Raw genomic sequence first — 19,355 nt, forward strand, 5'->3', positions numbered from 1 at the left:
GCTTACTTCCGTTTCGCTTTTTTATCGGCACCGTGACCGTAATAGGTCCGGGTTGGCGAATATTCGCCAAATTTTTGACCGATCATATCTTCAGATATCATCACGGGGATGTGCTTACGGCCATTATAAACACCGAAAGTCAAACCCACGAATTGGGGCAAAATTGTTGAACGACGAGACCAGATCTTGATCACTTCGTTGCGTCCACTTGCGCGAGATGCCTCGGCTTTCTTAAGCACATAGGAATCAACGAAAGGACCTTTCCAAACAGAGCGAGACATTTTTTAACGCCCCTTCTTCTTGGCGTGGCGCGAGCGGATAATAAGCTTTTGCGACGCTTTGTTTTTATTACGTGTGCGTTTGCCCTTGGTAGGTTTACCCCAAGGTGTCACTGGATGACGCCCCCCTGAAGTACGCCCTTCACCACCACCATGCGGGTGATCGATTGGGTTCATAACAACACCGCGAACAGAGGGACGTACGCCTTTATGGCGCATGCGGCCCGCTTTACCGAAATTTTGGTTGCTATTATCGGGGTTTGATACAGCGCCAACGGTGGCCATACATTCTTGGCGCACCAAACGCAGCTCACCCGAGCTTAATCGGATTTGTGCATATCCACCGTCGCGGCCAACAAACTGCGCATATGTTCCAGCCGCCCGAGCGATTTGACCGCCTTTGCCAGCTTTCAATTCAATATTATGCACGATGGTACCGATCGGCATACCCGAGAAGGGCATTGCATTGCCCGGCTTAATATCTGCCTTGGCAGCGGCAATCACCTGATCACCCACAGCGAGGCGCTGGGGCGCTAGGATATATGCCTGCTCACCATCGGTATATTTAACCAATGCAATAAAAGCAGTCCGGTTGGGATCATATTCGATCCGCTCAACCGTTGCCGCAACATCCAATTTGTTGCGGCGAAAATCTACGATGCGATAGAGACGCTTTGCGCCTCCGCCACGACGACGCGAGGTGATACGTCCGGTATTGTTCCGACCGCCCGATTTTGTCAAACCCTCAGTAAGGGATTTAACCGGACGTCCTTTCCAAAGCTCCGAACGGTCGATCAGCACCAGCCCGCGCTGGCCCGGCGTCGTCGGTTTATACGACTTTAGTGCCATGCTTTCTGTCTTCCGTTTGCTTAGCGGCAGAAACTCTGCCTATGGTGAAGCCCCCGAAGGTGGCCAAATTTGGATCAAAAGGATCCCGTTCTTAAAACGACGCAGCCCCAAGCGAGGCTTGGAGCTGCTACGATTCGTTGCCTTCTATCAAAGACCTGTGCTGACGTCGATAGTGTTTCCATCCTCTAACGTCACATAGGCTTTTTTGACATCTTTGCGCCGACCCGGGCTGCCCCGGAACCGCTTGGTCTTCCCTTTCGTGATCGTGGTATTTACCGCCTTCACCTTCACACCAAACAAGCTTTCAACAGCTTCTTTGATTTGCGGTTTATTTGATTCAATCGCCACTTCAAACACAACCGCGCCAGACTCTGACGCCATTGTTGCCTTTTCGGTCACAATCGGCTTGCGGATCACGTCATATAATTCAGGTTTAACGCTCATTTGAACCGGGCCTCCAAAGCTTCAACGCCCGCCTTAGTGATAACCAAAGTATCGCGCTTCAAAATATCATAAACATTCGCGCCAGCAGTCGGCAGAATATCCAAAGCTGTGATATTGCGCGCTGCGGAGGCAAACGCCTCATCAACGCTTGCACCGTCGATAATGAGGGCGCGTTTCCAGCCAAGGTTTTTTACCTGCTTGGCCAAAGCCGCCGTTTTACCGTCGGATGTGGCTGCATCCAAAATAACCAACGACCCGTCGCGTGCCTTTGCCGATAAAGCGTGTTTCAAGCCGAGTTGACGCACCTTTTTAGGCAGATCATGGCCATGACTACGCGGCGTTGGGCCTTTATAGATCCCGCCTTTGCGAAAGATCGGAGCGTTGCGATCGCCATGACGCGCCCCACCCGTGCCTTTTTGGCGGTAGATCTTCTTGGTGGAATAGCTGGTCTCAGACCGCGTTTTTACCTTATGCGTGCCCGCCTGCGCGTTGTTACGCTGCCAACGCACAACGCGGTGCAAAATATCAACGCGTGGCTCCAATCCGAAAATATCTTCGTCCAAATCAATGCTGCCGGCAGCGGCGCCATCCAGTTTAATCACGTGCAGTTTCATGCGTCACCTCCTTCGGTGGCAGGCGCTTCAGCCGCAGGCTGCTCGGCACTGCGCAAAGCTGCCGGAAACGGCACATCGCTTGGCAAAGGCTTCTTGACGGCATCCTTAACGGTGACCCAACCCCCTTTAGAACCGGGCACAGCGCCTTTGATCATGATCAATCCACGATCCGCGTCGGTTTTAACCACCTGCAAATTCTGAGTGGTCACTCTCGCAGCCCCCATATGGCCAGCCATTTTCTTACCTTTGAACACTTTGCCTGGACCCTGACACTGCCCCGTAGAGCCGTGCGAACGGTGACTGATCGATACACCATGCGAGGCACGCAGTCCGCCAAAATTATGCCGCTTCATCGCTCCGGCAAAGCCTTTACCGATCGATGTGCCAGACACATCGACATATTGACCCGCCGCATAGTGATCCGCAGTGATCTCCGCGCCCACCTCGATTAAATTCTCAGGTGCAACGCGAAACTCTGCCACTTTTCGCTTGGGCTCAACTTTTGCCATGGCGAAATGTCCGCGCATCGCTTGCGATACGTTTTTGGCCTTGATTGATCCAGCACCCAATTGAACAGCTGTGTAGCCATTTGCTTCAGAGGTGCGTTGTGCAACAACCTGCAGATTATCCATTTGTAAAACGGTGACAGGGATCTGCTTGCCGTCTTCCATGAAAAGACGAGTCATACCCATCTTTTTTGCTATAATTCCAGAGCGCATCCGTTTGCCCTCCTTAAACCGAAATCTGCACGTCAACGCCGGCAGCAAGATCGAGCTTCATCAAAGCATCGACGGTCTGAGGTGTTGGGTCAACGATATCCAAAAGCCGTTTATGAGTACGGATTTCGAACTGATCGCGTGATTTCTTATTCACGTGAGGACCACGCAGAACGGTGAATTTTTCAATTTTATTCGGCAGCGGAATAGGACCACGAACAGATGCGCCAGTGCGCTTGGCCGTGTTCACGATTTCCTGCGTGCTTGCATCCAGAACACGAAAGTCAAACGCTTTCAACCGGATACGAATATTTTGGCTTTGCATAGTCTTAGCCTTTTTTCTCGGCGTTAGAGTTGAGAGGAAGAGGCCAGGTCATTCCACCCCCTTCATCGAACACATACGGCACTGCGTAAGTGCCAATTTTAAGTCAGGCCCGACGCAGTTCCGACGGGCCTGTTACCAGCTCGAGTAACTCTTACTCGATAATTTTTGACACGACGCCTGAGCCGACGGTGCGGCCGCCTTCGCGGATCGCAAAGCGCAGCTTATCTTCCATCGCGATTGGCGCAATCAGTTCCACTTCGAACTTCAAGTTATCGCCCGGCATCACCATCTCTGTTCCCTCGGGTAGGTTCACCGTTCCGGTCACATCCGTCGTACGGAAATAAAACTGGGGGCGGTAATTGGCAAAAAACGGCGTATGACGGCCACCCTCTTCCTTGGTCAGAATATAGGCTTCAGCCTCAAACTTTGTATGCGGCTTCACAGAACCTGGCTTACACAGAACCTGACCCCGCTCAACGCCTTCACGATCAACACCGCGCAACAAGGCGCCGATATTGTCACCCGCCTCACCGCGATCCAGCAGCTTGCGGAACATTTCAACACCCGTACAGGTGGTTTTGCCCGTGTCACGAATGCCAACGATCTCAATCTCATCGCCCACATTGATCACACCGCGCTCAACCCGCCCGGTCACAACCGTACCACGGCCCGAGATTGAAAACACATCTTCGATCGGCATCAAGAACGGCTGATCAATCGCGCGATCCGGCTGCGGGATATAGCTGTCAACAGCGGCCATCAGCTCAGAAATCTTCTCTTCACCGATATTCGCATCGCGGCCCTCAAGCGCCGCCAAAGCAGAGCCGGCAACGATCGGAATATCATCACCTGGGTAATCATACGTGCTGAGAAGCTCGCGCACTTCCATCTCAACCAGCTCAAGAAGCTCTTCGTCATCCACCTGGTCAACTTTGTTCAGGAACACAACCATCGAAGGAATGCCAACCTGACGGCCAAGCAAAATATGCTCGCGCGTTTGCGGCATAGGGCCATCGGCCGCGTTCACAACCAAAATCGCGCCATCCATCTGCGCCGCACCCGTGATCATGTTTTTCACATAATCAGCATGGCCGGGGCAATCCACATGCGCGTAATGACGGCTTTCGGTTTCATATTCAACATGCGCCGTCGAAATCGTGATCCCGCGGGCTTTCTCTTCCGGCGCAGCGTCAATCTGATCATAATCCTGAAATTCGCCAAATTGCTTCGTAATCGCAGCCGTCAATGTCGTCTTACCATGGTCAACGTGACCAATCGTGCCGATGTTGCAATGCGGCTTACTACGCTCAAACTTTTCCTTTGCCATGGTGGCCTCCTTTTTCGTTAGTTTACAAGACCGCTCTCGGCCCTAAAGTGTTGCTTTGGCATGGGCCCCAAGCCCATGCCCGTTTTTAGGCAAATTTTGACTGAATTTCTTCAGAGATATTCTGTGGAACCGGGTCGTAATGATCAAACGTCATCGTAAATTGCGCTCGCCCAGAAGACATAGACCGCAAGTTATTAATGTAACCGAACATATTCGCCAAAGGTACGAAGGCCTCAATCGCGATCGCGTTGCCACGTGGCTCTTGACCTTGCACCTGACCCCGTCGGGAGGTCAGATCGCCAATGATGTTGCCTGTATAATCCTCAGGCGTTACAACTTCGACCTTCATGATCGGCTCAAGAAGCTTCGCGCCGGCTTTTCTCATCCCTTCGCGCATACACATCCGCGCAGCGATTTCAAATGCCAAAACCGAGCTATCCACATCATGAAACTTACCATCCAGCAGTGACACTTTGAAATCAATCACCGGGAAGCCCGCCAAGGGCCCACTATCCATAACTGACTTTATGCCTTTTTCAACGCCGGGGATATATTCTTTTGGAACTGCACCACCAACAATCCTGCTTTCAAATGAGTACCCTTCGCCAGGCTCTGTTGGCGTGATCACCAATTTCACTTCACCAAACTGCCCAGACCCACCAGACTGTTTTTTGTGCGTATACGTGTGCTCAACCTCATGGCCAATCGTCTCGCGATAAGCCACTTGCGGCGCACCAATATTGGCTTCCACTTTGAACTCACGCTTTAAGCGATCCACCAAAATATCCAAATGCAGTTCGCCCATGCCCTTCATGATGGTCTGGCCACTCTCAAGATCAGTTTCCACCCGGAACGAGGGATCTTCTGCCGCCAAACGCGCGAGACCTTGAGACATTTTCTCTTGGTCATTCTTGGTCTTCGGCTCGACTGCGATTTCAATCACTGGATCGGGGAAGGTCATTGTTTCCAGAATCACCGGCTCTTTCACATCGCACAGCGTATCGCCCGTTGTCGTATCTTTCAAACCAGCAAGCGCGATAATATCTCCCGCGAATGCCTCTTCAATTTCCTCGCGATTGTTCGAGTGCATCATCATCATGCGGCCAACGCGCTCTTTTTTGCCCTTGGTCGAGTTAAAGATCCCGTCACCTTTATTCATCTTGCCTGAATAAATGCGCGTAAATGTAAGCGTCCCCACGAAGGGGTCGTTCATGATTTTAAACGCAAGCGCTGAAAACGGCATATCGTCATCCGCACGGCGTGCAATATCACGGGTTTCTGTTTCGTCACCAGGACGGAAACCCATATAGTCAGCGACATCCAGCGGGCTCGGCAGATAATCAATCACAGCATTCAACAGCGGTTGTACGCCTTTGTTTTTGAAGGCCGAGCCGCATAAAATTGGAATGAATTTAATTTCGAGCGTCCCCTTGCGGATCAGCGCGCGCAGCGTGGCTGCATCGGGCTCTTCTCCCTCTAGATACGCCATCATCGCATCATCATCCATCTCAACCGCAGTTTCGATGAGCTTGGCGCGCCATTCGTCAGCAGTGTCCTGAAGGCTCTCGCGGATCGGGCGCAATTCCCATGTCGCGCCTAAATCTTCACCAACCCACACCCATTCCTGCATCGTTATCAGATCGACCAAGCCCTCAAGCTCGTTCTCTGCACCAATAGGGATTTGGATCGGCGCAGGTACGGCGCCGGTGCGATCCTGAATCATCCGAACACAGTTGAAAAAATCTGCGCCAATTTTATCCATTTTATTCACGTAAACGATCCGCGGCACTTTATAGCGGTCAGCTTGACGCCACACGGTTTCGGTTTGCGGCTCAACACCTGCATTTGCATCCAAAACGGCGATTGCACCGTCTAAAACCGCCAAAGACCGCTCGACCTCAATCGTAAAATCAACGTGGCCCGGGGTGTCGATGATGTTCATACGGTGCTTGGGCGATTGCGCCGTCTCACCATCTTCGGTGCGCTCCCAAAACGTGGTGGTCGCAGCGGAGGTGATTGTGATACCACGCTCTTGCTCTTGCTCCATCCAATCCATCGTTGCGGCACCATCATGCACCTCGCCAATGTTATGCGACTTCCCCGTGTAATACAGAATCCGCTCTGAGCAAGTGGTCTTACCCGCATCAATATGGGCCATAATGCCAAAATTACGGTATTCTTTTAGATTATATTCGCGCGCCATTTCAGTGCAGCCTCTTTAAATTACCAACGGTAGTGGCTAAATGCTTTATTCGCATCGGCCATTTTATGCGTGTCTTCGCGCTTTTTCACGGCGGAGCCGCGCGAATTTACAGCGTCTAAAAGCTCACCCGCAAGGCGTTCTTCCATCGTATTTTCGTTGCGGCTACGAGACGCTTTGATCAACCAACGAATGGCCAACGCTTCGCGACGCTCGGGGCGCACCTCAACGGGGACCTGATAGGTGGCACCACCAACGCGGCGCGAACGCACCTCAACGGCTGGCTTGATATTATCCAACGCTTCGTGAAACACCTCAACGGGCGCGCGCTTGATTTTATCCTCAACCCGGTCCAACGCGTTATATACAATGGTCTCAGCGATCGATTTCTTACCATCAATCATCAGGTTGTTCATAAATTTCGAAATAACCCGATCGCCAAATTTGGCATCGGGTAAAATTTCACGTTTTTCGGCGGCGTGGCGACGAGACATTTGTTAATCCTTTTATTTCGGACGCTTGGCGCCATATTTAGAGCGGCGCTGTTTACGATCTTTAACCCCTTGCGTGTCTAGAACACCGCGCAAGATATGATAACGAACACCAGGAAGGTCTTTTACGCGACCCCCGCGGATCAAAACCACTGAGTGTTCTTGAAGGTTATGCTTTTCACCCGGGATGTAGCTGATCACCTCAAACCCATTTGTTAAGCGCACTTTTGCAACTTTCCGCATGGCTGAGTTCGGCTTTTTCGGCGTGGTGGTGTAAACGCGCGTGCACACACCGCGTTTTTGTGGACACTCCTGCAAATGCATGGATTTGGAGCGTTTTACTTTGGGCTGCCGCGGCTTGCGGATCAGCTGTTGTATCGTTGGCATTCCGGTTATTCCCCGTTCGCTCGTCGTTTCTGGGCGCATGAGCGCAGCCCATGCAGTTCATTCTTCTGTGCCAAACGCGTCCGCATAACACAAACACCGCACCGGTCCCCTCGTTCTTGGGAACGACGCGGTGGGTTTTCCAGAGGATCGAGGCACTGCCTGGATCTTGACCACTTCAATTCTGAAGCCAAAGCCAGAGAAACATCCCATGACTCGACGTGTCGTGCGTATAGGGGGAGTCGGAACGCTTGTCAACAGCCTGAAAAGCTGCGGCTTTACCCCGGCAGATCGAGCCGAAGAAAGTCGTGGTCGCGCCGTCTGACCGCTTTGCGATATCCGGCGACAACCCTCTTATATTACGGGTTTTATTTCAAAGCCCATGCATCAAATCCCGAAATTCAACCAGCGTTTGGATCATGCGTTTTAGCTGGATAAAAAATCAACATAGAACGCCTTACCAATGTTGCAAGCATCTTCACACGCCACCGCGATTTACGGCCCGCGTCACTGCTTGATTCCGCCTTTGCCAACCAGTACTCCGCAGTGTTTCAACCGGCCTGAAATAGCGCTCTTCTGCAAGTTTGAGATATCTTAACAGCGCGCTCAGGGCGCAGATATGCGCAGCGCTTGATCCGATCAACGCTTATAAAAAAAGCCCGACTTAAGGCCGGGCTTTTTTAAATTTTTAACAGCAAAAGGTGTTTAGCTTTCGCTTGTCGTAGCCTCTTTAAACACATCATCTTCGCTGGGTGCGGCTAAGGCGGCCGCAGCCTGAGCTTCCTCGCGGCGCGCTTCCAGCACCACATTGTCACGCTCTGTGGCGATACGGCGAACTTGTTGCGTTGCGCCCCCTGTGCCCGCTGGAATAAGCCGCCCAACGATCACGTTTTCCTTAAGACCAACCAATTTGTCCCGCTTGCCTTGCACCGACGCCTCGGTCAGAACACGTGTGGTTTCCTGGAACGATGCGGCAGAGATAAACGAGCGCGTTTGCAAGGATGCTTTTGTGATGCCCAGCAAAATAGGTTCACCCTGCGCCGGACGCCCGCCTTTTGAAAGGGCTTTTTCATTTGCAGCGTCAAATTCAGCCTTATCAACATGTTCGCCTTTCAGCAATGTGGTATCGCCGCTCTCGGCGATTTCCCATTTCTGCAGCATCTGGCGTACGATCACCTCGATATGCTTGTCGTTGATTTTCACGCCTTGCAAACGATATACATCCTGCACCTCATCGATCATGTAATTTGCCAGAGCTTCAATGCCCATAATTGCCAGAATATCATGCGGGGCTGGGTTACCATCCATGATATAATCGCCTTTTTGAACAAAATCGCCCTCGGCAACCGGAATATGCTTTCCTTTTGGAACCATATACTCGACGAGATCCAGCGATTCATCGGCCGGTTCAATGCTGATCCGGCGCTTGTTTTTATAATCGCGCCCAAAACGTACATATCCATCGACTTCCGCGATAATCGCATGATCTTTTGGACGGCGCGCCTCAAACAATTCAGCAACCCGCGGCAAACCACCTGTGATATCTTTTGTTTTGGCCCCTTCACGCGGAATACGTGCAACCACATCCCCCGCTTTCACCTCTTGACCATCTTCCACCGACAAGATCGCATCAACCGACATTGGGTAGGTGATCGGATTACCCGCCTCATTGCGCACAGGCTCGCCATCTTCACCAGCAAGGATAATTTCAGGCTTCAATTCGCTGCCCTTTGCGGCAGCGCGCCAGTCAATCACAATTTTCTGCGTCATCCCGGTAGCGTCATCGGTTTCTTCACGCACCGCAACGCCATTGGCCAGATCCACATGTTTGGCGACACCGGCTTTTTCGGCGATGATCGGCAAAGTATAGGGATCCCACTCAAACAATTTATCGCCGCGTTCGACCTTGGCCCCTTCGGCAACAAATAACTTCGTGCCATAGCCCAATTTATGACTGGCCAATTCATCACCATTTTCATCTAGGATGCGCAACTTCATATTGCGCCCCATGACCAACATGTCGCCCTGCGCGTTTTTCAAGGTTTGCGGGTTCTCAAAGTCGATCACACCACTTTGGTTGGCTTCCAAGAAGGATTGCTGGCCCCCTTGCGCAACGCCGCCAATGTGGAATGTCCGCATTGTCAGCTGCGTGCCAGGTTCACCGATTGACTGCGCCGCGATAATGCCCACCGCTTCGCCCGTATTCACGATGGTACCACGCGCAAGATCACGCCCGTAGCACAATGCACAAACGCCCTCTTCAGCTTCGCAGGTTAAAGGAGAGCGGATGCGCGCTGTTTGCAGACCCGCATCATCGATCTTATCGGCCATAATCTCATCGATCAGCTCGCCTTTTGCGACCAACACGTCTTCCGATCCGGGGCGTAAAATATCCTCGGCGGCAACCCGGCCCAACACGCGCTCGGCCAGCGATGAAACAACTTCCCCATCATTGACGGCCGTTTCAGCCGTGATGGATTGTTCGGTACCACAATCATTCATGCGCACAATGCAATCTTGTGCAACATCAACCAAACGCCGGGTCAAATATCCAGAGTTCGCTGTTTTCAACGCTGTATCCGACAAGCCCTTACGCGCACCGTGGGTCGAGTTGAAATATTCGAGCACCGTCAAACCTTCTTTAAAGTTTGAAATGATCGGCGTTTCAATAATATCCCCGTTCGGCTTGGCCATCAGGCCACGCATGCCGCCCAATTGCTTCATCTGGGTAACCGATCCACGCGCGCCCGAATGAGCCATCATATAAACGCTGTTCGGCTCGCTTTCAGATCCGTCATCATCCAAGCGCGGCGCCGAAATCGTATTCATCATCGCCTCAGTGACTTTATCGTTACATTTTGACCAGGAATCGACAACTTTGTTATATTTCTCGCCCTGTGTGATCAGGCCATCCATATATTGCTGTTCGAAATCTTTGACTTGCTGGCGCGTCGTATCAACGATCCCCCATTTATCATCAGGGATAACCATATCGTCTTTGCCGAATGAGATACCGGCTTTGAACGCTTCTCTGAAGCCCATGGTCATGATTTGATCGCAGAAAATAACCGATTCTTTCTGACCGCAATAGCGATAGACGGTATCGATCACCTTTTGGACATCTTTCTTTCTGAGCAAACCGTTCACCAAACCAAACGGTGCTTTGTTATTCGCCGGTAAAAGAGCGCCCAGGCGCACGCGCCCCGGTGTGGTTTCAAAGCGTTGCATCACTTCGCTGCCATGCTCATCTATTTGTGGAATACGCGCAGTGATTTTGGCATGCAAATGCACAGTGCCATTGTCGAGTGCGTATTGCACTTCCTCGATCGAGCTGAACATCATGCCTTCACCTTTCATGCCTTCTCGCATGATCGTGGTGTAATACAGACCCAAAATCATATCCTGCGAAGGCACGATAATAGGGGCTCCATTGGCCGGTGACAGCACGTTATTGGTGGACATCATCAACACGCGGGCTTCCAGCTGGGCTTCCAAGCTGAGCGGCACATGTACGGCCATTTGGTCACCGTCAAAATCGGCGTTGAAAGCAGAGCAGACAAGCGGATGCAGCTGAATTGCTTTGCCTTCTATCAAAACCGGCTCAAAAGCTTGAATGCCCAACCGGTGCAAGGTGGGCGCGCGGTTCAACATCACCGGGTGTTCGCGGATCACTTCATCCAGAATATCCCATACTTCAGGACGCTCTTTTTCAACAAGTTTCTTAGCTTGCTTCACCGTGCTTGACAGCCCTTTGGCCTCAAGGCGCGAATAGATAAACGGTTTGAACAATTCGAGCGCCATTTTCTTAGGCAAGCCACATTGATGCAGCTTCAGCTCAGGGCCCGTCACGATCACCGAACGGCCAGAAAAATCGACGCGTTTTCCAAGCAAGTTTTGACGGAAACGGCCCTGTTTGCCTTTCAGCATGTCCGACAGCGATTTCAGCGGCCGCTTATTGGCACCGGTGATCACGCGTCCCCGGCGGCCATTGTCAAATAACGCATCCACAGATTCCTGCAGCATCCGCTTTTCATTGCGAACGATAATATCGGGCGCGCGCAATTCGATCAGCCGCTTCAAACGGTTATTCCGATTGATCACACGGCGATAAAGATCGTTCAAATCCGACGTTGCAAACCGGCCACCATCCAGAGGCACCAAGGGGCGCAGCTCCGGCGGAATCACCGGCACGACAGTGAGGATCATCCATTCCGGACGGTTGCCCGATTCCAAAAAGCTTTCAACCACTTTCAAGCGCTTGATAATTTTTTTCGGTTTCAACTCACCCGTGGCTTCTTTGAGATCCGCGCGCAATTGCTCTGCTTCGGATTCCAAATCGATCGCCGCGAGCATTTCGCGGATCGCTTCCGCGCCGATATTGGCGGTAAACGCATCCATACCGAACGTATCTTGCGCGTCCATATACTCTTCTTCGGTCATCATCTGACCATAGGTCAAATCGGTCAGACCAGGTTCGATCACCACATAGTTTTCAAAATACAGCACGCGTTCCAAATCACGCAGCGTCATATCCAGCATCAAGCCAATCCGCGATGGCAGCGACTTTAAGAACCAAATATGCGCGACGGGTGAGGCCAGTTCGATATGCCCCATACGCTCCCGGCGGACCTTTTGCAGCGTCACTTCAACGCCACATTTTTCGCAAACAACGCCGCGATACTTCATTCGTTTATATTTGCCGCACAGACATTCGTAATCTTTGGTTGGGCCAAAAATTCGCGCGCAGAATAAGCCATCACGCTCGGGCTTAAAAGTCCGGTAATTGATCGTTTCGGGCTTTTTAATCTCACCGAAAGACCATGAAAGTATCCGCTCTGGGCTGGCCAAAGAGACTTTGATCTCATCGAAAACTTTAGGTGAGGTTAACGGGTTAAACGGGTTGTTTGTCAGTTCCTGGTTCATTTTAATTCCTCTAATTGGAGACAGAAAGGTGGAGGCGTGGGCAAAAGCCCTACGCATCATCCTCCGTGTCCAAGAGTTCCATATTCAGGCCGAGACCACGGACTTCCTTCACCAAAACATTGAAGGATTCCGGAATGCCCGCTTCGAAGTTATCTTCACCTTTAACGATGCTTTCATAGACTTTCGTCCGCCCTGCAACGTCATCGGATTTAACCGTCAACATTTCTTGCAATGTGTAAGCCGCGCCGTAAGCTTCCAAAGCCCAAACTTCCATTTCACCAAAGCGCTGGCCGCCAAATTGGGCTTTACCACCCAATGGCTGCTGCGTGACCAAGCTGTAGGGCCCAGTTGAGCGTGCGTGGATTTTATCATCCACCAAGTGATGTAGCTTCAGCAGGTATTTTATCCCAACCGTGACCGGACGGGTGAATTGCTCACCTGTGCGGCCATCAAACAGGATCGATTGGCCCGATTGATCAAAACCAGCCCGCACCAGCGCGTCATTCACATCGCCTTCTTTGGCGCCATCAAATACCGGTGTCGCGATCGGCACGCCATTGCAGACATTGCCCGCCGCTTCAACCAAACTGTCTTCATCCATACTGGCAATGCCTTCTTCGTAGACATCATCACCATATGCCAGACGCATTGCCTCACGCACCGGCGTCAAATCACCCGAACGACGATAATCATTCAAGGATTCATCGATATTCACGCCCAGACCGCGCGCCGCCCACCCCATATGGGTTTCTAAGATTTGGCCCACATTCATACGCGAAGGCACGCCCAGAGGGTTCAAACAGAAATCAACAGGCGTTCCATCTGCCAAGAAAGGCATATCTTCCATTGGCACAACCTTTGAGATCACCCCTTTATTGCCGTGACGGCCGGCCATTTTATCGCCTGGCTGCAGCTTACGCTTCACCGCGATAAAGACTTTTACCATTTTCATAACGCCAGGGGGCAGATCATCACCGCGGCGCACTTTTTCAACTTTATCTTCAAAGCGGGCGTCTAGAATCCGCTTTTGCACTTCATATTGCTCGTGCAAGGCCTCAACGATCTTCGCATCGCCCTCTTCGCTCAACGCCAATTGCCACCACTGGCCACGGCTCAGACTCTCAAGCAAATCTTCGTCAATCACCGCATTGGCTTTCACGCCTTTCGGACCTTTAAGAGCCGTCTTGCCAATGATCATGCTGCGCAGACGGGCATAGATGTTGCGATCCAAAATCGCCAGCTCGTCATCGCGGTCTCGCGCCAAACGCTCAACCTCTTCACGCTCAATTTGCAAAGCACGCTCATCTTTTTCAACACCATGGCGATTAAACACGCGCACTTCGACAACCGTACCAAAATCGCCCGGCTTAACGCGCAAAGATGTATCGCGCACATCCGACGCTTTCTCACCAAAGATCGCTCTGAGAAGCTTTTCTTCAGGCGTCATTGGGCTTTCGCCTTTGGGAGTGATTTTTCCCACCAGAATATCACCTGGCTCTACATCAGCACCAATATAAACGATCCCCGCCTCATCCAAATTGCGCAGCGCTTCTTCGCCAACATTTGGAATATCACGCGTGATTTCTTCAGGGCCAAGCTTGGTGTCGCGCGCCGCCACTTCAAATTCTTCAATATGAACCGACGTAAACACATCATCGCGCGCCACGCGCTCTGAAATCAAAATTGAATCTTCGTAATTATAGCCGTTCCAAGGCATAAACGCGACCACCACGTTTTTACCTAAAGCCAATTCACCTAAATCAGTTGACGGCCCGTCAGCGATCACTTCGCCTTTAGACACCGCTTGCCCCACTTTAATGAGTGGGCGCTGGTTGATGCAAGTATTTTGGTTGCTGCGCTGGAATTTACGCATCCGGTAAATATCAACACCCGCATCGCCAAGATCCAGATCTTCGGTCGCCCGGATAACGATCCGCTGCGCGTCAACCTGATCCACGACACCGGCGCGTTTCGCCATAATCGCCGCACCGGAATCTCGCGCTACGATTTCTTCGATGCCCGTGCCAACCAAAGGCGCCTCGGCCCGTAGCAAAGGCACTGCCTGACGTTGCATGTTCGAGCCCATCAAAGCGCGGTTCGCATCGTCATTTTCCAAAAACGGAATTAGCGAGGCCGCAACCGATACCAACTGCTTTGGGCTCACATCGATCAGGTCAACATTTTCAACGGGCGCAAGCGTGTAATCGCCAGATTGCCGCGTGCTCACCAGATCATTCACAAAGCGTCCGTTCTCGTCCAATTTCGCGTTGGCTTGCGCCACCGTATGGCGCATTTCTTCTGTGGCAGAGAGGTAATGTACCTCATCCGTCACCGTGGCATCCTTCACGATCCGATAGGGCGTTTCGATAAAACCATATTTGTTCACGCGTGCAAAGGTTGCCAATGAGTTGATTAGGCCAATATTTGGCCCCTCGGGCGTTTCAATCGGACACATGCGCCCGTAATGTGTTGCGTGCACGTCGCGCACCTCAAAACCGGCCCGCTCGCGCGTTAACCCGCCTGGGCCAAGCGCCGATAGGCGGCGTTTGTGAGTGACTTCAGAAAGAGGGTTGGTTTGGTCCATAAATTGCGATAATTGGCTTGACCCAAAGAATTCGCGCACGGCGGCAGCAGCCGGTTTCGCGTTGATCAAATCCTGGGGCATCACAGTATCGATTTCGACCGATGACATACGCTCTTTAATCGCGCGCTCCATCCGCAGCAATCCGACCCGATATTGGTTTTCCATCAACTCGCCAACCGAACGTACCCGCCGATTGCCCAAGTGATCAATATCGTCGATATCACCCTTGCCATCGCGCAGCTCAACCAACGCCTTGATGCAAGATACAATATCTTCTTTGCGCAATGTGCGCTGCGTATCTTCTGCCTCAAGCGCCAGACGCATATTCATTTTCACGCGGCCAACCGCAGATAAATCATAGCGCTCGCTATCGAAAAACAGAGTGTCAAACAGAGCAGAAGCGGCATCTACGGTGGGCGGTTCGCCCGGGCGCATGACGCGGTAAATATCCATCAGTGCGGTATCACGGCTGAGGTTTTTATCCTGCATCATGGTGTTGCGCATATAGGGGCCAACATTGACGTTATCGATATCGAGTACGGGAATATCGACAAAACCAGCATCCATCAGATCTTTCAACGATCCACCGATCATTTCGCCTTCTTTATCGTATTCCGCGGTCAGTTCCTCACCCGCTTCTACGTAAATCGCGCCGGTTTCCTCATTGATCAAATCTTGAGACACAAATTTACCAATGATTTGGTCAAATGGTACCAAAAGCTCGGTTACTTTGCCCTCATCGATCAATTTTTTCACCGCGCGGGGAGTTACTTTTTTACCGGCTTCGGCAATCACTTCACCCGTCGCCGCATCGATTAGATCATAAATTGGGCGGGTGCCGCGCACGCGCTCTGGGAAGAATTTCGTCTTCCACCCTTTGCCTTTCACGACCTGGAAATTCACCGTATCATAATAAGCGCTCATGATGCCTTCTTGATCCAGGCCAAGCGCATAAAGCAGCGTGGTTACCGGCAATTTACGACGGCGATCGATCCGCGCAAACACCAGGTCTTTGGCGTCAAATTCAAAATCAAGCCAAGACCCGCGATAGGGAATGATCCGGCAGGCGAATAACAGCTTACCCGAGCTGTGCGTTTTGCCTTTATCATGATCGAAAAATACCCCAGGAGAGCGATGCATCTGTGACACGATCACACGTTCGGTCCCGTTGACAACAAAGGTGCCATTCGGTGTCATCAAGGGCATATCGCCCATGAACACATCTTGCTCTTTAATGTCTTTTACCGATTTGGCGCCCGTACCTTCATCGACATCAAACACGATCAACCGCAGCGTGACCTTGAGCGGAGCGCTATAGGTCATATCACGTTGCTGGCATTCCTCGACGTCATATTTGGGCTTTTCTAAATCATAGCCAACAAATTCAAGCACAGAGGTTTCGTTGAAATCTTTGATTGGAAACACCGATTGGAAAACCCCTTTGATGCCTTCGCCATCAGTGGGAATTTCCGCCTCGCCAGAGCGCAAAAACAAATCATAAGATGATTTTTGCACTTCAATCAGGTTTGGCATGTCAAGAACTTCGCGAATTTTTCCGTAATATTTACGCAAACGCTTCTGGCCGAGATATGATTGAGCCATGGATATAGTACCTTTCAGTTTTCTCACCGGACGCGCGCGCTGTCGGGTACCAGCCGCGCCCCCATACGAGATCGCAAGATAAGATCAATGCCTGGCTTTCACCCAACGAAAGCCTCCCGATCTATTTATCCTGCCCAACAAAATGCCCGGTGGAGTGGGCACTTTCTAAGACAGGTATGGCCAAGAGCGGAATTCTCGCTCTCGGCCGATACCTACCAGGATACCCTGGCAGTGTTTACTTAAGCTCGACTTCAGCGCCAGCTGCTTCCAGCTTGGCTTTGATGTCTTCCGCTTCGGCTTTGTCAACGCCTTCTTTGACGGCTTTGCCGCCTGCATCAACCAGCTCTTTGGCTTCTTTCAGACCTAGGCCTGTGATGCCGCGAACTTCTTTGATCACGTTGATTTTTGAAGCGCCTGCAGCTTTCAGAATTACGTCAAATTCTGTTTGCTCTTCAGCGCCGCCACCTGCAGCATCGCCACCTGCAGGGCCTGCCATCATGACAGCGCCACCCGCAGCAGGCTCAATGCCATACTCGTCTTTCAGGATGGTTTTCAGTTCTTGTGCTTCCAGCAGGGTAAGACCAACGATCTCTTCTGCAAGTTTCTTCAGATCAGCCATTTTCGACTCTTTCCGTTTCTAAGTTGTGTTCCAACGCATGGGGTATTTCCCTACGCAGATCTTAAGTTGCTTAAGCAGCAGCCTTGTCTTCGATGCTCGACAAAATGCCGGCGATATTCGAAGCAGGTGCGCCAATTGCGCCCGCGATGTTTGAAGCAGGAGCACCGATACAGCCCACGATCGAAGCAATAAGTTCTTCGCGTGAAGGCATTTTCGACACGGCTTCAACGCCGGCACGATCCAAAACATTCTCACCCATCGCGCCACCGAGAATTTCAAACTTCTTATTCTCTTTGGCGAAATCCTCGGCCACTTTGGCTGCTGCCACCGGGTCCTCGGAAAAGGTTAGAACAGTCATCCCTGTCAGAATATCTGCTATGCCTGCGCATGGCATTCCATCAAGGGCGATCTTGGCGAGCCTGTTTTTGGCTACACGAACCGCGCTACCGCCCTGACGGGCACGGGCGCGCAGATCTTGCATTTCAGCAACTGTAAGCCCTGCATAGTGAGACACTACCACAACGCCAGAGCTTTCAAAGATTTGGCCGAGTTCCTCGACCACTTTCTCTTTTTGTGCTCTATCCACAGTTTCACTCCAAATTTGGGGATCTCTCCCCGGCTCAAGTTTGCCACCCCGAAAGGGCAGCGTTCGGGTCCTAGGTCAGGGTCCCGAGGCCAAAATCACCCGAGGCTTGCGCCGCAGACTAATCCAATCTCGTTCCCCATCTCAGGAAGGATTTAACGAGCCTGCGCTCCACCCTCCGTCTCGGACAGAACGGATCCTGGCGGATCCGCTATTCGCTGCCCCCTGCACACAACCGCGCAAAAGGCAGCCAACCTCTTAGCGTTGGCTTGCAGCCCCCACATCGATCGTGACGCCAGCGCCCATTGTCGAGCTCAGCGCGATCTTTTTCATATAGGCGCCTTTAGCACCCGATGGTTTTGCTTTGGCCACCGCTTCTACGAATGCTTTGATGTTTTCGACCAATTTTGCTTCATCAAATGAGGCTTTGCCAACGCCGGCATGCACCACACCGCCTTTTTCAGCTTTGAACTGCACTTCGCCGCCCTTCGCCGCTTTCACAGCCGCAGCGACATCCATCGTGACGGTGCCAACTTTGGGGTTGGGCATCAAATTGCGCGGCCCAAGCACTTTGCCCAAACGCCCAACAACCGGCATCATATCAGGTGTTGCAATGCACCGATCAAATTCGATCTTGCCCCCTTGAACAATTTCCATAAGGTCTTCGGCGCCCACAATATCAGCCCCAGCCGCTTTCGCTTCATCTGCTTTGGCATCGCGCGCAAACACTGCAACCCGAACTGATTTTCCAGTGCCATTTGGCAGGCCGATAACGCCGCGCACCATCTGGTCAGCATGGCGGGTATCAACCCCTAAATTCACCGCAATTTCGATCGTTTCATCGAATTTAGCTTTTGCGTTGGCTTTCACCAATGCCACAGCCTCTTCAACCGACAAATCAAATTTGCCGTCCGCTGCTTCGCGCACAGAGCGCATCCGTTTTCCAAACTTCGCCATCTTACTTCACCTCGATGCCCATCGAACGAGCTGATCCCAGAATGATCTGCATCGCACCTTCGATGTCGTTTGCGTTAAGATCGGTCATTTTCGCTTCTGCGATCTCTTTGACCTGCGCCGCGGTCACGGTTCCGGCTGTTTCGCGGCCAGGATTGGTAGCGCCTGACTTCAGCTTGGCCGCTTTACGCAAATAATAAGACGCGGGCGGCGTCTTAATATCCATCGAGAATGATTTATCCTGATAATAGGAAATCACTGTCGGGCATGGTGCTCCAGGCTCCATATCAGCCGTCTTTGCATTGAAAGCTTTACAGAATTCCATAATGTTAATACCGCGCTGACCCAATGCAGGTCCTACGGGTGGCGAGGGGTTTGCTTTCCCCGCCGGCACTTGCAATTTAAGCGTGCCAACCAGTTTCTTGGCCATCTGGCCTCTCCTTTTACCAACACTCCACTGAC

16 protein-coding genes are annotated in these 19,355 nt (G+C 51.8%); all 16 read right to left on the minus strand.

What is annotated here, in order from left to right:
- Positions 1–2: 2 nt before the first annotated feature.
- Positions 3–281, minus strand: coding sequence for a 30S ribosomal protein S19 (rpsS, locus tag GN241_15025; protein ID XAT58558.1), 279 nt, complete (start codon positions 279–281; stop codon positions 3–5).
- Positions 282–284: 3 nt separating this feature from the next.
- A complete protein-coding gene (gene rplB / locus GN241_15030; protein XAT58559.1) occupies positions 285–1,127 on the minus strand; it encodes a 50S ribosomal protein L2 in 843 nt (280 codons plus the stop codon).
- A 147-nt stretch (positions 1,128–1,274) separates the two neighbouring features.
- Positions 1,275–1,571, minus strand: coding sequence for a 50S ribosomal protein L23 (locus GN241_15035; protein ID XAT58560.1), 297 nt, complete (start codon positions 1,569–1,571; stop codon positions 1,275–1,277).
- Positions 1,568–2,185, minus strand: coding sequence for a 50S ribosomal protein L4 (gene rplD, locus GN241_15040; GenBank protein ID XAT58561.1), 618 nt, complete (start codon positions 2,183–2,185; stop codon positions 1,568–1,570). Before rplD ends, GN241_15035 begins: the two co-directional genes overlap by 4 nt.
- Positions 2,182–2,904: a 50S ribosomal protein L3 gene (gene rplC / locus GN241_15045; protein XAT58562.1), complete on the minus strand. Its 723-nt coding sequence runs from the start codon at positions 2,902–2,904 to the stop codon at positions 2,182–2,184. Before rplC ends, rplD begins: the two co-directional genes overlap by 4 nt.
- Before the next feature lie 13 nt (positions 2,905–2,917).
- Positions 2,918–3,226 carry a 30S ribosomal protein S10 gene (gene rpsJ, locus GN241_15050; protein XAT58563.1) on the minus strand — a complete coding sequence of 103 codons (309 nt, stop codon included), beginning with the start codon at positions 3,224–3,226 and terminating at the stop codon, positions 2,918–2,920.
- A gap of 151 nt (positions 3,227–3,377) precedes the next feature.
- Positions 3,378–4,553, minus strand: a complete 1,176-nt coding sequence (gene tuf, locus GN241_15055; GenBank protein ID XAT58564.1) for an elongation factor Tu — start codon at positions 4,551–4,553, stop codon at positions 3,378–3,380.
- Positions 4,554–4,638: 85 nt separating this feature from the next.
- The gene (fusA, locus tag GN241_15060) at positions 4,639–6,756 is read right to left on the minus strand and encodes an elongation factor G (GenBank protein ID XAT58565.1); all 2,118 of its coding nucleotides are present in this window, start codon (positions 6,754–6,756) and stop codon (positions 4,639–4,641) included.
- A 20-nt stretch (positions 6,757–6,776) separates the two neighbouring features.
- Entirely contained in the window at positions 6,777–7,247 is a 471-nt protein-coding gene (rpsG, locus tag GN241_15065; protein ID XAT58566.1) for a 30S ribosomal protein S7, read from the minus strand.
- A 12-nt stretch (positions 7,248–7,259) separates the two neighbouring features.
- Positions 7,260–7,631, minus strand: a complete 372-nt coding sequence (locus GN241_15070; GenBank protein ID XAT59309.1) for a 30S ribosomal protein S12 — start codon at positions 7,629–7,631, stop codon at positions 7,260–7,262.
- A gap of 702 nt (positions 7,632–8,333) precedes the next feature.
- The gene (rpoC, locus tag GN241_15075) at positions 8,334–12,551 is read right to left on the minus strand and encodes a DNA-directed RNA polymerase subunit beta' (GenBank protein XAT58567.1); all 4,218 of its coding nucleotides are present in this window, start codon (positions 12,549–12,551) and stop codon (positions 8,334–8,336) included.
- Positions 12,552–12,600: 49 nt separating this feature from the next.
- Entirely contained in the window at positions 12,601–16,737 is a 4,137-nt protein-coding gene (gene rpoB, locus GN241_15080; GenBank protein XAT58568.1) for a DNA-directed RNA polymerase subunit beta, read from the minus strand.
- Between the two features lie 235 nt (positions 16,738–16,972).
- A complete protein-coding gene (rplL, locus tag GN241_15085) occupies positions 16,973–17,356 on the minus strand; it encodes a 50S ribosomal protein L7/L12 (GenBank protein XAT58569.1) in 384 nt (127 codons plus the stop codon).
- Between the two features lie 70 nt (positions 17,357–17,426).
- Positions 17,427–17,942, minus strand: coding sequence for a 50S ribosomal protein L10 (rplJ, locus tag GN241_15090; protein ID XAT58570.1), 516 nt, complete (start codon positions 17,940–17,942; stop codon positions 17,427–17,429).
- A 255-nt stretch (positions 17,943–18,197) separates the two neighbouring features.
- Positions 18,198–18,896 carry a 50S ribosomal protein L1 gene (rplA, locus tag GN241_15095; GenBank protein XAT58571.1) on the minus strand — a complete coding sequence of 233 codons (699 nt, stop codon included), beginning with the start codon at positions 18,894–18,896 and terminating at the stop codon, positions 18,198–18,200.
- 1 nt (position 18,897) lies between these two features.
- Positions 18,898–19,323 (minus strand): 50S ribosomal protein L11, encoded by a 426-nt coding sequence (rplK, locus tag GN241_15100; GenBank protein XAT58572.1) that lies wholly within the window; start codon positions 19,321–19,323, stop codon positions 18,898–18,900.
- Positions 19,324–19,355 lie beyond the last annotated feature (32 nt).

This window comes from Rhodobacteraceae bacterium IMCC1335, assembly GCA_039640495.1.
GTDB lineage: Bacteria > Pseudomonadota > Alphaproteobacteria > Rhodobacterales > Rhodobacteraceae > Thalassovivens.